Annotated in this window: 13 protein-coding genes; 3 read left to right on the top strand and 10 right to left on the bottom strand. The window is 46.1% G+C overall.

What is annotated here, in order from left to right:
* Positions 1-204: 204 nt before the first annotated feature.
* The 3 genes from BMY78_RS29170 to BMY78_RS29160 form a co-directional block, all read right to left on the bottom strand.
* On the bottom strand, positions 205-549 hold the full coding sequence (locus BMY78_RS29170) for a YflT domain-containing protein (RefSeq protein ID WP_064640589.1): 345 nt from the start codon (positions 547-549) through the stop codon (positions 205-207).
* A gap of 94 nt (positions 550-643) precedes the next feature.
* Positions 644-1,177: a hypothetical protein gene (locus BMY78_RS29165; RefSeq protein ID WP_090904717.1), complete on the bottom strand. Its 534-nt coding sequence runs from the start codon at positions 1,175-1,177 to the stop codon at positions 644-646.
* 62 nt (positions 1,178-1,239) lie between these two features.
* On the bottom strand, positions 1,240-1,752 hold the full coding sequence (locus BMY78_RS29160; protein WP_090904716.1) for a DUF948 domain-containing protein: 513 nt from the start codon (positions 1,750-1,752) through the stop codon (positions 1,240-1,242).
* Between the two features lie 219 nt (positions 1,753-1,971).
* Between BMY78_RS29160 and BMY78_RS29155 the strand changes: the two genes are divergently transcribed.
* Together BMY78_RS29155 and BMY78_RS29150 are read left to right on the top strand one after the other, a co-directional pair.
* Entirely contained in the window at positions 1,972-2,136 is a 165-nt protein-coding gene (locus BMY78_RS29155; RefSeq protein WP_017692264.1) for a DUF1328 domain-containing protein, read from the top strand.
* Between the two features lie 393 nt (positions 2,137-2,529).
* The gene (locus BMY78_RS29150) at positions 2,530-3,033 is read left to right on the top strand and encodes a hypothetical protein (RefSeq protein WP_090904715.1); all 504 of its coding nucleotides are present in this window, start codon (positions 2,530-2,532) and stop codon (positions 3,031-3,033) included.
* A gap of 105 nt (positions 3,034-3,138) precedes the next feature.
* Here the strand turns inward: BMY78_RS29150 and BMY78_RS29145 are convergent, their stop codons facing one another.
* Positions 3,139-4,029: a cation diffusion facilitator family transporter gene (locus BMY78_RS29145; RefSeq protein ID WP_090904714.1), complete on the bottom strand. Its 891-nt coding sequence runs from the start codon at positions 4,027-4,029 to the stop codon at positions 3,139-3,141.
* Between the two features lie 290 nt (positions 4,030-4,319).
* Between BMY78_RS29145 and BMY78_RS29140 the strand changes: the two genes are divergently transcribed.
* Positions 4,320-4,508: a hypothetical protein gene (locus BMY78_RS29140; protein WP_062325854.1), complete on the top strand. Its 189-nt coding sequence runs from the start codon at positions 4,320-4,322 to the stop codon at positions 4,506-4,508.
* Between the two features lie 176 nt (positions 4,509-4,684).
* Here BMY78_RS29140 and BMY78_RS29135 read toward each other — a convergent pair whose 3' ends face one another.
* The 6 genes from BMY78_RS29135 to BMY78_RS29110 all read right to left on the bottom strand — a co-directional run bounded on the left by BMY78_RS29135 (position 4,685) and on the right by BMY78_RS29110 (position 13,383).
* A complete protein-coding gene (locus BMY78_RS29135; RefSeq protein ID WP_090904713.1) occupies positions 4,685-6,310 on the bottom strand; it encodes an ABC-F family ATP-binding cassette domain-containing protein in 1,626 nt (541 codons plus the stop codon).
* Between the two features lie 215 nt (positions 6,311-6,525).
* Positions 6,526-7,590, bottom strand: a complete 1,065-nt coding sequence (locus BMY78_RS29130; protein WP_090904712.1) for an MBL fold metallo-hydrolase — start codon at positions 7,588-7,590, stop codon at positions 6,526-6,528.
* A gap of 71 nt (positions 7,591-7,661) precedes the next feature.
* Positions 7,662-7,835: a cytochrome bd oxidase small subunit CydS family protein gene (locus tag BMY78_RS33830; RefSeq protein ID WP_371129206.1), complete on the bottom strand. Its 174-nt coding sequence runs from the start codon at positions 7,833-7,835 to the stop codon at positions 7,662-7,664.
* 32 nt (positions 7,836-7,867) lie between these two features.
* Entirely contained in the window at positions 7,868-8,902 is a 1,035-nt protein-coding gene (locus BMY78_RS29120) for a cytochrome d ubiquinol oxidase subunit II (protein ID WP_076291252.1), read from the bottom strand.
* Entirely contained in the window at positions 8,899-10,245 is a 1,347-nt protein-coding gene (locus BMY78_RS29115) for a cytochrome ubiquinol oxidase subunit I (protein WP_076291251.1), read from the bottom strand. Before BMY78_RS29115 ends, BMY78_RS29120 begins: the two co-directional genes overlap by 4 nt.
* 327 nt (positions 10,246-10,572) lie before the next feature.
* Positions 10,573-13,383 carry an ATP-binding protein gene (locus tag BMY78_RS29110; protein ID WP_177185911.1) on the bottom strand — a complete coding sequence of 937 codons (2,811 nt, stop codon included), beginning with the start codon at positions 13,381-13,383 and terminating at the stop codon, positions 10,573-10,575.
* Between the last annotated feature and the right edge of the window lie 158 nt (positions 13,384-13,541).

Raw genomic sequence — 13,541 nt, 5'->3', positions numbered from 1 at the left:
CCCTGTTTTTGCTGCGTTCTGATCCCGCTTCCAAACTTGCAAAAACATAGATAAGGAATGGGGATATCCCCATTCCTTATCTATGTTTTTGGTTAAGCATTTTGCGTCATCAACTAGAAAGCTCTTTTGATTGATGCAAGATACTCTCTTCTGAAGCTTGTCCCTATTTAGATGGCTCCAGCTTACGTGTGTGTATCGGCAAAGCTATTCTTTCTTTTTGGCAATCACAAGTACTTTGCCTTTATCGAGTTCACTCTCATAAAAATCTGCCTCAGCTTCGGTGAAGCCCATCGAAACAATTTTGGCCCGAAGTTCATCACCGCGGGAGCGGAACAGATTCGCCAAGGAATCAAATACGCCTTCTTCCTTGATGCCAATCTCTTTGGCATCTGCCGTATCAGCAATCCGATCTGTACGATCCTTTTCATGGGCTAGAACGAAGATATGATCAGCAAGGTATCCGGTAATCTGCAATTCTTTCACCGCTTCTACCGCTTGGACTCCGTTTTCTACCACTTTTGCATAAGCTTGCGCATTGGTTGAATTCATCGTTTCCACTCTCCTCTGATTTGATCTTCTTTATCGAGCTACTTAGTATATAACCATACGATATCGGGTTGAAACGCTTCTGGAATAACCAATCCTAGGAAGCCGATTCATCAAAGAGGTCTATTCCTTCAATATGATTGGAGCCTGGCTTCATATATACCTTCAGCGCCTGACTTCCCCGCAGAAATGCTTCTCCATCCTCTGCAACATCATACGGCTTGCCCAAAACATCTCGAATGGCTTCAATATTCATATCAATCCATTCCTGATTAAGCTTCAGACGTTTCTCGGAAGCATCAATATGCACGTAATTGACGACTCCTGTATCTTCACAGAACCCAACCGTTACATCTTTGAATTGATACTCAGGGCAACCCAGATATGGATCAAGTTCCTTATGAACCGGCTGGCCTTTATTGGCTAAAATGTCATTCATGCTATCATCCAGAGAAATGTCATTCAGAGTCCGAAAGTGCTGGACAGGTCCGGATCGATCAGCAGCCAGAATAATCTCTGGTGTCTCCTCTTCCACTACCGTCCATTGCGTATCATGAGCAGCAGGTACCGCTGCCGGTTGAACGGAAAAGGGAGAAATTACGCTAAACATAACAAGCAGTAGTTTCATCATGATTCTCACCCTTTCATCAGGTTCATCACCGCTCTGAAGACTTCTATTCATAAACGGTCATGTTATTTCCGCATACGTTGCCATACATTAGCGGCTACATCCACATATTTCAGCCAGTTTTTGCCGCCTTTAGCATCATCATGATATGTAGCATCATAGGATTGCAGTGTCCGATCTGTCGGTGTAGCAGGCGGCGTCTGTACCACATTTGCTACTTCTGAACGTTTGCTCTGCTCAGTGCTGCTTCGTTTCGTCTGAAACTTAGCCATCAATGTGGATGACACCTGTTTCGCTGCTTCCGTCACTTCGTTCAGCACTTCACCCAGATTCTGTACAGATTCCATAACGGGATCAATTTGTTTCATTTTGTGCTGCACATCCACTGTAATATCATTGGCATGCCTTACTGTCTGTTTGACTTCATAACTAAGCTCATCAATGGTCTTCTGAACTTCCTGCAGTGTCTGTGACACATTGTCGAGTGAACCTTGAGCGGACTTCAAGGTACGAATTAAAAAGAATACAAGTACTGCAAATGCAATTGCAATTAAAGCCACACTAATTTGATAGATCATAAAAGAACCTCACTTTCCAGTATAAATCGGTTTTGTTATTGCTTAGTTACCCGACCCATTCCGAGGCGAAACAAATAGGATATGAACTGTAAAAACAACCCCACCTGGTAAAATATCGCAATGTTTCAACCCGAAAGACCTCGGTTAAAGAACAACTACACACGGCAGTGAGACGAACACTTCTCGCTATCAAGTTCTATAAACGAAAGGATGATACCCATGTTGAAATGGTCGGTACTATTTCTAATTATTGCTCTTGTTGCAGGTATTTTTGGATTCTTCGGTATTGTTGAGGCAGCAGCTTCGATTGCCAAAGTACTCTTCTTCATCTTTGTTGTACTGTTCGTCATCTCCCTGATTACGGGACGCAGCCGAATGCGATAAATGGGGCTTCCCAAATATGAACTCGATACATACAAAAGCCTATCGCGCTTGCAAAAGCCGGTAGGCTTTTGTGCGTCCATCATCACTTTTTGGCAACAATTTTCCCCCAAGCAAATTGCGGCTTATCTCTATTATGTATTACGCTCCCTTCTGGTCTATTCCATCGCTTCACCCCGATTACATCATAAAAACAGGACCATTATGACATAGCCAACCCGGTTTTCTCCCACCGAAGTATGATATTTACAGGCTCTCCTTATACCCACATATGCTCCAGTTGACACTGGAGAATCCAAGAAAATATTGTTATAATTTGTGATTCATAAGTAAGCTTGCTTGGTTACTTTTAACACAGGACAACAAACTACATACCTAACCGAGGAGGAAAAACAAATGAAAAAAATTGTAAGTTTTGCCGCTGCTCTGACTTTGATGGGTTCCATGGCTGCTGCCGCAGGTGCTGAGGAAGCGGTTACCGGAACGGTAGCTCCAGAAACGGGAACACAGACAACCACAACAACCCCTGCTGTTGAAGTGAACAAACCTGCTGTAGACACTGTAGAAGGCACAGCTGAGACTGTAACTGGCACAACAGTAGACACAACAGGTACAGAAGGTACTTCAACGACTACTGAAACAACAACGTCAACAACGAATGACAAAATCTTTGATGAGCCTGTTGTAAAAGCAGGAGATGAGGTTCTGGTTCCTACGATGCTGCTCAACCTGTTGGAGCGCACATGGTTCTATGATGCACCTAATGGGAAGCCAATCGGTGCACTCGGGTCCCAAGTCATCGATACGACAGGTGAAGTTGTAGATGGATTCGATGGCGGTCAATGGGTACAAGTGTATACGTGGAAAGGTAAAGCCTGGATCCACGTTGCTATCCAATAGTATCGTATAATCGTTCTAACGATAAGTAAAGAGGACAGTTCGCAGGCAGCGGCCGTCCTCTTTTTCATTTTATATGCGCTTATTTCCGGTAGGTCCCTCCTGGTTTCAAGGACTTCCCGTTGTGCCTTCTTCCATCTTCGGCTCCACATGCACATGTACATGCATAATATTATGTGAACGTTTCAAGCGCTCTTCAACCCGGTCACAGATCTGATGACCTTCGATCAGGCTCAGTCTTCCATCCACTTCAATAACCACGTCCACCAGTACATGACTGCCGTGCACACGCGCCTTTACGTCCTTGATCATTTCTACACCAGGAACCCGAGCCACAGATGATCTTAGGTCTGTCAGTTCTTTCTGATCAAATCCGTCTGTCAGACGATGTGTTGAATCACGGAAAATCTCCCAAGCAGTCTTACAAATCAGCAGACCTACAGCTATTGCAGCTACTTTGTCCAACCAAGGAAGTCCAAATTGGGCACCGATAATTCCGACCGCAGCCCCTATGCTGACCCAGGCATCGGAACGATTATCTTTGGCCGCAGCCATCAGGGCCTGACTGTTAATTTGTTTGGCAAGACGATGATTGTAACGATATACGCCCAGCATGACCAGCGCACAGACAACCGCAACTGCTGCTGACCACAGGTTTGGTGCGACAAAGTTTCCTTCATACCAGGAACGAACCGCTTCAACCAATACCTGCAGGCCAACCATAGCCATAATAAATGAAGCAATTAGGGCAGCAACGGTTTCCGCTCTAAAGTGACCATAGGCATGATCGGAATCAGGTGGCTTCTGGGATATGCGAAGTCCAATCAATACCGCAACAGATGCAACAATATCTGTAAGGTTATTAAAACCATCCGCCAGTAAAGCGCTGGAAGCAAACAAATATCCGCAGATCAATTTAAAAGCAGACAAGACCAGATAGGCCACGATACTGACCCAAGCCCCACGCTCTCCTTTGCGTATTTCTTCATAGGCGTTCAACCCGGCGACACTCCTTTAACGTTTCGTATTACGGTTGTTCCATGGTACCAAATGCGTACCGTGTGGGTCTATAGAAACAGTGTTGCCAAGCTGCATTGCTGTAGGGAAGCCGAAACAAAGTTGCCAGACCGCAGGGCTGTAGGTGAAGAGAAAAAATGTTGGCCCAGTCAAAATAGTGAAGGAATTCATCATTTTATCAGGTTGCCCTTGTGGGGCATTTGTAAAACGTATAAAATGAGTACATCCCGTTCAATTTGGACGGCTTACTGTAAGACCGGGAGGGAATAACGATGAGCGATAATACTGAACCGAAAAAGATCAGTTTGCAGGATGCCATACGCCAGAAACTGGCGCAGAAGAAAGAACAGGCAAACACAGGTAACCAGTCCAGTGCCTATTTTGAAGGCGGCCCCAAAGCGATGAAGAGTCAAAACAACAAAAAGCCTAACAATCAGCGCCGCCGTACTGGCGGGTCCTAGACCGCAAGCAGCTCCTGTATGAGATGTCTCTATGGTTACAGGATCACCTTGTATGACCAAAAAAAGAACCGCAAGCCTCCTCTGGAGAGCTTGCGGTTCTTTTTTGATCCTCTATAAAAACGTAAACGTAGAGTTAGCCATGGTAACACTTCTCAATCTATACCGATTAGCTTATCTTAAGCCTCTACTGGGTACATTTTGTTGCGCAATTCTTTAATTTCGTCACTTTCCAGATACTCATCATAGCTCATTTGGCGATCAATAATGCCGTTTGGCGTGATTTCAATAATCCGGTTAGCGATGGTTTGAATGAACTGATGGTCATGCGATGTAAACAGCATGGTGCCGTCAAAGTCAATCATACCGTTGTTCAGTGCGGTAATGGACTCCAGATCCAAGTGGTTCGTTGGCTCATCCAGAATCAGGGCGTTAGCGCCTGTTTGCATCATTTTCGCCAGCATACAGCGAACTTTCTCGCCCCCGGAGAGTACACTTGCTTTTTTCAGAGATTCCTCGCCTGAGAACAGCATACGACCCAAGAATCCACGCAGGTACGTTTCATCCTGATCTTTGGAATATTGACGAAGCCAATCCACGAGACTCATATCTACACCGTCAAAATATTTGGAGTTGTCTTTCGGGAAATAAGCCTGTGTTGTGGTAATACCCCAAGTGTATTCGCCACTATCCGCTTCCGTTTCACCCATAAGGATATCAAACAACAATGATTTGGCATTACCGTTCGGGCCAACAAAGGCAATTTTATCCCCTTTATTCACCACAAAGCTGAGATCATTCAGCATGTTCACACCATCAATTGTTTTGTTGATACGGTCAACGGTCAACAATTGTTTACCCGCTTCACGCTCAGGTTTGAAGTTGATGAACGGATATTTCCGGTTTGATGGACGAAGATCATCCAACGTGATTTTGTCGAGCTGTTTCTTACGTGAAGTCGCTTGCTTCGATTTGGAAGCATTCGCAGAGAAACGTTGAATAAAGGCTTGCAGCTCTTTAATTTTCTCTTCTTTTTTCTTATTAGCATCACGTTGCAAAGCAAGTGCCAATTGGCTGGATTCATACCAGAAATCGTAGTTACCTACGTACAGCTGAATTTTACCGAAATCGATATCTGCAATGTGTGTACATACTTTGTTCAGGAAGTGACGGTCATGGGATACTACAATAACGGTACCTTCATAGTCCATGAGGAAGTTTTCCAGCCATTGAATGGATTCGAGGTCCAAGTGGTTGGTAGGCTCATCGAGCAACAGGTTGTTTGGACGACCAAACAAGGCTTGTGCAAGCAGGACACGAACTTTTTCGTTACCGCTCAGATCAACCATTTTCTTCTCATGCATGTCACGTTCGATACCGAGGCCGATCAGGAGTGCCGCTGCATCCGGCTCAGCATCCCAACCATTCAGTTCAGCAAACTCACCTTCAAGCTCACCTGCGCGCAAACCATCTTCTTCCGTAAAGTCCGCTTTGGCATACAATGCGTCCTTCTCTTTCATGATGGAATAAAGACGGCTGTGGCCCATAATTACGGTTTCGAGAACCGGATACTCATCATATTCAAAGTGGTTTTGCTTCAAAACGGCCATGCGTTCGCCCGGGGTGATGTGCACCTCTCCCGAGTTTGCTTCAATTTCACCGGACAAAATTTTCAGAAATGTTGATTTGCCGGCTCCGTTGGCGCCGATCAGACCGTAACAGTTGCCTGGCGTGAACTTGATATTCACATCTTCAAAAAGTGCACGTTTTCCGTAGCGGAGCGTGATGCCGCTTGTACTAATCATTAAGCATACCATCCTTTTATTTAATATTCTGCATACTGCATGAATAGCAACTAATTCAATCATGGATTCAATATCCCGAAGCCTATTCTGGCACCATATTATAACACAAAAAAGCGGCAAATTCGAAAATTGGCCGCTTTTTAATCGTTAAAGATTTGGTAAATGTACCGTTCATGCGGGTATACCCTTACATTAGCATATCTAGACCATTTTTGTTAGTCTTGTTTACTTTCTTCGTGCCGGATACGGAGCGTCTCACCATGTCCCAGTACCCGAATACGTTCTGCGCTGATCCCCAGCCGTTCTCGTTCCACTTCCATTCGATCGAGCGCTTCCTTGGGTGTGTCATCCGCTAGCTTAAATGTCCCATAATGCATGGGAACCATAAGCTGGGAACCCGTTTCTACAAATCCCTGCAGCGCTTCTTCCGGCGTCACATGCTGGGAGGTCATGAACCATTCCGGCTCGTACGCACCGATTGGCATCAGGGTGACACCAATGTCGAAGCGTTCACCGATCGTTTTGAATCCCTGGAAGTATCCTGTATCCCCTACAAAATAAATGACTGGCGGACCGCCAGGAGAATGATCAGCCGATGTCTCTATTGGATCAACCGTACCTGCTGCTCGGGAATTTTCATAACCATGGCCTTCGCTCGTCGCAGCACTCTCTTTAGACGGAACAACTGCCGGGTGATTCTGTTCCAATACATAACCGCCCCAATGGGACGTATTAGTATCAAATAGGGTTCGGCGCGTCCAGTGCTGTGCAGGTACAAAGGTTATTTTGACTCCGCCTAGCGTAATATGTTCCCACCATTTCATCTCATGACACCGGTGGAATCCTTTGCGCACCATTTTGCGCTTGAGACCATCAGGAACGATGAGCAGTGTCTTGGCCGTCACCAATTTCCGCAGCGATGCGAGATGCAAATGATCATAGTGTGAATGCGAGATCAGAATGACATCCAAAGGTGGAATATCCTGAATTGGTATGCCAGGAGCACCGAGTCTGCGCTGAAATCCCATTTTCTCGGCCCAGACCGGGTCTGTCACGATGTTTAGTCCATGATATTGAATGAAAAATGTGGAATGACCAATCCAGGTAATCGTGGTTTCAGCCCGGTTGGCGTGCAGATAATCCAGTTCAGGTGGGTGCTTGGGCACGGTGTAGGAATAATCCTTCACTTTGCTGCGCCGCTGCTCCCTCCACTGCTTGAATTCCTTCAGCGTTTTGTCCGTACTTACATTATCAATGTTGTTATAACGGATTTTCGGCATGAAAGGGCCCTCCTCCCCTCCTCGTATCTTAACAAAAGATTACCCCGAATTGGAAAGTACGTACCAACGAATCAATCCTTTGGATTTTTGCATTTCGCCAAGTAGACGAACAAAAACGCAATTGCAGCCACGATGATCAGTGGTGGGGCGTACATAATGGTAAAGGTCTCAAAAAAACTTAATCCCGTTATCCCGGGAATCCCCGTCACTCCCGCGTCAGAGCTGAGAAGAAACCGTGGAAGCATGATGAACTGTATGTTGGGAAGCATGAACGGACTCATCCTTTCTTTTTGCCAGCATTACCTCGCACATAATTGGCATCAAACAGAAACAGCTTCATAATGAGCACGAGTGAAGGAATAAGCACTAGCAATCCCAGGCTGAACGCCGTAATGAGCGCAATACCCATCGTCTTGTTCGTAAAGCTGTCGTAAATATTAATGTACGGATACAGAATGTAAGGAAGATGTGAGCGCCCATAGCCGTACCAAGCAAAGGCAAACTGCAGCATGACGGCGATAAAGCACCAGCCCAAATATTTACGTTTCCATACCAGTGAGACGGCGATCACAAAACAGATAAAAGATGCGATAAACATCCATGAGATATTCAACATCTGCTCAAAGTGTGCGGGATTCTGTTTGTTAATTTGCAAAAATGCCAGAAAGCTGGCAAAGATCGTAGGCAGACTCCATAGGAGCGCATATTCGCGAAGGACTTCAAACGCAGTCTCATCCTCCGCCCGCTTGGCATAATAGGAAAGAAACATCGCTGAGATATACAGCACACTTACCAGCGCAAGCAATACAACAGACCAGGTATACGGATTCGTCAAAAACTCACGCCAGCGGAAAAATACTTGATCACCCACCTGCTCAATAATTCCACCTTCGGATATCGCCAAAATGGTGGAAAACACCGCCGGGATCAGCAATCCCGTCGCTCCGTACAACGCCATATAGATCCGGCTGTTCTGCCCATGGTTCCCATAGGTATTATAGGCGTAGTACACGCCCCGAATCGCAAGCAGTACAATCGCTAATGAACCTGGAACAAGCAAGGCTGTCCCGTAATAAAAAGCACTATCCGGATAAAATCCGACCAGACCAACCACAAAAAAGATCAGAAACACATTCGTCACTTCCCACACGGGTGAGAGATAGCGCTGAATAATGTTATGGATTTTGTTCTCGTGTCCGGTTAATATGCTGTAAAAGCTGAAAAATCCGGCCCCAAAATCAATCGAAGCCACGATCAGATATCCAAACAGAAACGTCCACAAGATCGCGATGCCTGCAATTTCAAAGCTCAATGCACGATCCCTCCTTCCAGACCGAGAGACTCCAGTTCCTTCTCTGCTTCCTTGTTACGGAACAGCTTGCTGAGTACCCGTATCGCTGAAAAGCAAAGGATCAGGTACAGCAGAATAAATAGAACGAGCATCCAGCCTACGGAGGATGATGTTGTTGCTGCTTCCGACACCTTCATGTACCCGCGCAAAATCCATGGCTGTCTGCCGACCTCGGCGAACATCCAGCCCAGCTCGATGGCAATCATGGCCAGCGGCCCAAGCAGGACGATGCCTAACAAGAGCCACTTTGGATAAGGCTTGCGCCCCGGCAGCCAGCGGCGGAACACATAAAGCACCGGGATTAGCAGAATGATCACGCCTGTCGTTACTTTCAGGTCAAACATATAATGAATGGACAACGGCGGCCTCAGATCGGCCGGAAATTCTTCGAGCCCTTTCACTTCTGTGTCGGGTCTGTTTCCTGCCAATATGCTAAGTGCATAGGGAATCTCAATGGCATATTTCACTTCATTGTTCTCATCAAGAATACCCCCATAAACCAGCGGCGCTTTCGTCATCGTTTTGAAATGCCACTCTGCGGCGGCGAGCTTCTCCGGCTGGTATTTCGCTAGAAATTTACCGGAAGAATCTCCGATCATGACGGTGCTGACCGCAAATACGAGCGCACATACCGTTGTGAGCTTAAGTGCCTTTTTGTAATACACATGATCCCGACCCCGAAGCAAGCTGAATGCGGCGATGCCTGCCAATATCCCCGCACTCAATGTGTATGACGAGGCGAGCACGTGAGATACCTTGGTCGGGGTAGCCGGATTCAGCATCGCAGCAATCGGGTGGATGTCCTTCATGATGCCGTTAATCAGGGTAAACCCCTGAGGCTGATTCATAAAGGAATTCACCGTTGTAATGAATATCGCAGAGGCAGAGGAACCCAGTGCCACCGGAATCAGCAGCAGCATGTGCGTATATTTCTTTTTGAATCGGTCCCATGTATAAAGGTAGATTCCAAGAAAGATCGCCTCCACAAAAAAGGCGAACGTCTCCATAAACAGCGGCAAGGCAATGGCCTGCCCCGCTACTCGCATAAACATTGGCCACAGCAGGCTGAGCTGTAAACCGATTGAGGTGCCGGTAACCACACCAACGGCAACGGTAATGACGAACCCCCGCGCCCATCTGCGCGCGAGCAAGGTGTAATGGATATCATTCGTGCGCAATCCGCGCCATTCAGCCAAGGCGATCATGAGTGGGACGCCTACACCGATGGAAGCAAAAATGATGTGCACAAACAGGGTAAGACCGGTCAGCATCCGGCTGAGCAGAACAGGGTCCAGGGATGACATGGGGTTACACTCCTCTTTCACATAATCGTATGTACGACTTCATACCGCCTGTGTGACGATACGCCTCAATAACTCATGATCCGGATAATACTTTTGACAACGGCATACAGCACGATCACGGCTGCGACCAGGCAGACGATAATAAGGGTTTTCTCTTGTTTACGGAACATAGACCTGCCGTCCTCCTTTTGCATGGCATGCAAATTATGGCTCTATAGACAGTTTGCAAAAGAAGTTGTTTTTTTATCCGGGAAATTTTGAAAAACAAAAAAAGCCTTTATCTAATTAAGGATGAAAACATCCTACTAGATAAAGGCTTCACTTGTTTTACAAGAGTTCGTCCTGCTTGGGCAATCGAACCTTGAACGTACTTCCTTTGTGCGACGCGGATATAAAGGTAAGCGTTCCCTGGTGGTCCTCTACAATTTTGCGCGAAATGTAAAGCCCCAGTCCAGTCCCGCCAATCTGACGATGATCCGAATTGTCCACACGGTAAAACTTCGTAAACAACATGTCCTGCACATTCTCGGGAATACCTATTCCATAATCACGCACGTCGATGCATAACCATTCTTCTTCTTCCCACAACGTAATATCGATTCGATCTGCTCCAGGTGAGTACTTGACCGCATTACCAATCAGGTTATGTAACACCTGAATCATCCGGTTCTGGTCCGCATAAGCAAAAAAGTCTCCATTAAACGCATGCACATGGATACGCTGAATGGATGTCATGTTCCATTGCTCAGCTACACCTTCAACCACCTCAAGCAGCGGCACATACGTCATGTGGTAGGTCATACCTTCGTTATCCAGACGTTGAATATCAAGTACATCATCCAGCAGACTGCTCAGTCGTGCGCCTTCCGAAGAGATGGTTTCCATGAACTCCTGACGCTGCGAAGCGGGGAGATCATACATCATCATCAGTTCCACATAGCCCATAATGGTCGCAACAGGGGTTCGAAGCTCATGTGAGACCACGCTGATCAGTTCGTTTTTCATCCGATTCAGGCGTTCTTCCTCCGTACGATCGCGGAACACCAGAAGAAATCCATGATTTTTGCCCGGAACATCCATTTGCTTCATGTACAGGGAAAATACACTCTTATCCACATCATTAAATATAAATTCAGTCTCAACAAAGGCCCGTTCACCGTTCAAAAATGCGCGCGTCTGCTCCACCAGATTGAATTCAGAGGTTAATATCCGCGTATCAATGGCCTGAGCCAAGTCTTCAATGGATCTGCCCGAAAAATCTCGGAGACCAAACATTTCTTCAATCCTTCTGTTCACTATCGTGATGGTGCCCGAACGATCAGACATGACCAGTCCTTCCCGTGCAGATTCAATGAAATGCTGGCTAATATCCCGCTGTTCCTGAATGGCGACTTTTTCATGAAATAGCTCCGCATTCAGCTTTTCCAGAGCCAGCGCATGACGTACGCGTTCTTCTTCAGCCCTTGTGCGCTCCGTAATATCCTTAATAAACAAGTTATAAAGCGATTCGTTATTGCCCAATTGGATTTCTACGATCTTGTATTCAATCGGAAAAACGGAACCGTCCCGGCGAATACCTGAAATCTCTTCGACGATGACATGTCGTTTCCCCCGAATATACTCACATTGGTTCAGCATTTCCTTGATTTCCATACAGCTCGCACCCTGAAAAAGGGATGGAGCATCCTTCTCGAATACCACTTCTGCCCGTTCCAGTCCAAACATTCTTTCGGCTTCGGGATTAAATTCGATAATCAGCCCGTTTGAATCCACAGCAATAATGGCATCAATAGAAGAATCAATAATGGCGCGTTTGATCTCCTCACTATTCTTCAGCTCCTTGGTCCGCTCTCTGACCCTGTCCTCCAGGGTGAGCTTGTCCTGACGAATCTGTTCGAATTGTCCCAGGAGCACATCAGCCATCTTGCGCAAATTGCCAATCAGTATCTGTACTTCTGTTACATGGCTGGTTGGCCATTCCATCTCCCCATTACGAAATAACAGCCTCGGAAGAGAGCCAGTCATACGTGTAAGACGCTTCAATGGACTTACCACTTTCCGGCTGAGAGGAGCGGCCACAATCATGGAAACCACAAAAATAGCGAATAGAGATTGAAGTGTAGTCAGATAGATCGCCTCAATCCGAGTGTAATAATGGGCTGAGTTGGTCTCAACAAATACTCGATAAGGCGTACTTGTGGTCATATCTGCTTCGTACATGAACGATGCCTGTTTCCAGTAAGTAAGCACATCGCTATAATAAGCATCCCCAGAATGGAACAGTATGCTGTTCTCCCCCGGCTTGAGAAAACGATATTTGTCGATATCCAGGTATTCTCCCACTTGGAACGTATCCAGCCCAGAAGCAATGACCTTATCATCGGGGTCAAGAATGATGACATTCACATCCAGTAGATGATAATAACGCTGCATACTTTGATGCATGTTCTCTTGGGATAGATATTGATCATTTAAATCCTTGATCACAGCATTCGCAGCATGTTTTAGATTAGATAGGATGGTGTCATTGATCTGACCTAGCTGTCTGCGGCTATCGGCCGATAACAGAACAAGAGAGACAACGACTACAAAAGCTACGACGTATTTAAAAGCAATTCGTCTGAGCGGAATGGTTCCAGTTCGTTTTGACTTCACCTCGCCAGTGGTAATCCAGAAATCCACGACAATACCTGCAATCAGCGCATTAACCATGCTGGTCACAGCGACATGCATATATCCATACTTCAATTCTTCTAGATCCATGCCCATTATGAAATATCCGTAAAAGGTAACTGGCAATAACATCACAACCCAGAATGCAGCATTCGCCTTCATGATGCTTCCATTTTTCCAGCGTATCTGCCATCCCAGCATCCAGATTAATTCAATGAAATGAGCGCCAATCATAAAAAAACTGCTAGGGACCAGACCTTCAAATAATATCCCCAAGGCACAGATCGCTATTAGGGTGGTGAATCCGTATATGGCTCCGTGTAAACGCAAAGCAATAAAAGCTGCCGCTGTACCGAACAATAGCTGTACCCCGTAAAAAAGAGTCAACGGAAATATCGTTCCCAGCGTACCCAGGATAATAAGTATGGCCGTACCCAGCCACGGAATACGGAGTTTAATTACCATCCACTCCAACACCTTATTTACCTTTATGTAGTTCATAGGTAGCTGCCCTTGTGACTGATTACTGTGTTTGCATTCAACAACAACGTTGGTACCTCCTATGGATTAAAGCTCGCAAGATCTACTTTATTTCCCTCAAACCGTTCTGATACATTATACTG

This window comes from Paenibacillus sp. OK076, from assembly GCF_900110055.1.
Lineage (GTDB): Bacteria > Bacillota > Bacilli > Paenibacillales > Paenibacillaceae > Paenibacillus.
This window is presented reverse-complemented; position numbering and strand designations above follow the sequence as displayed.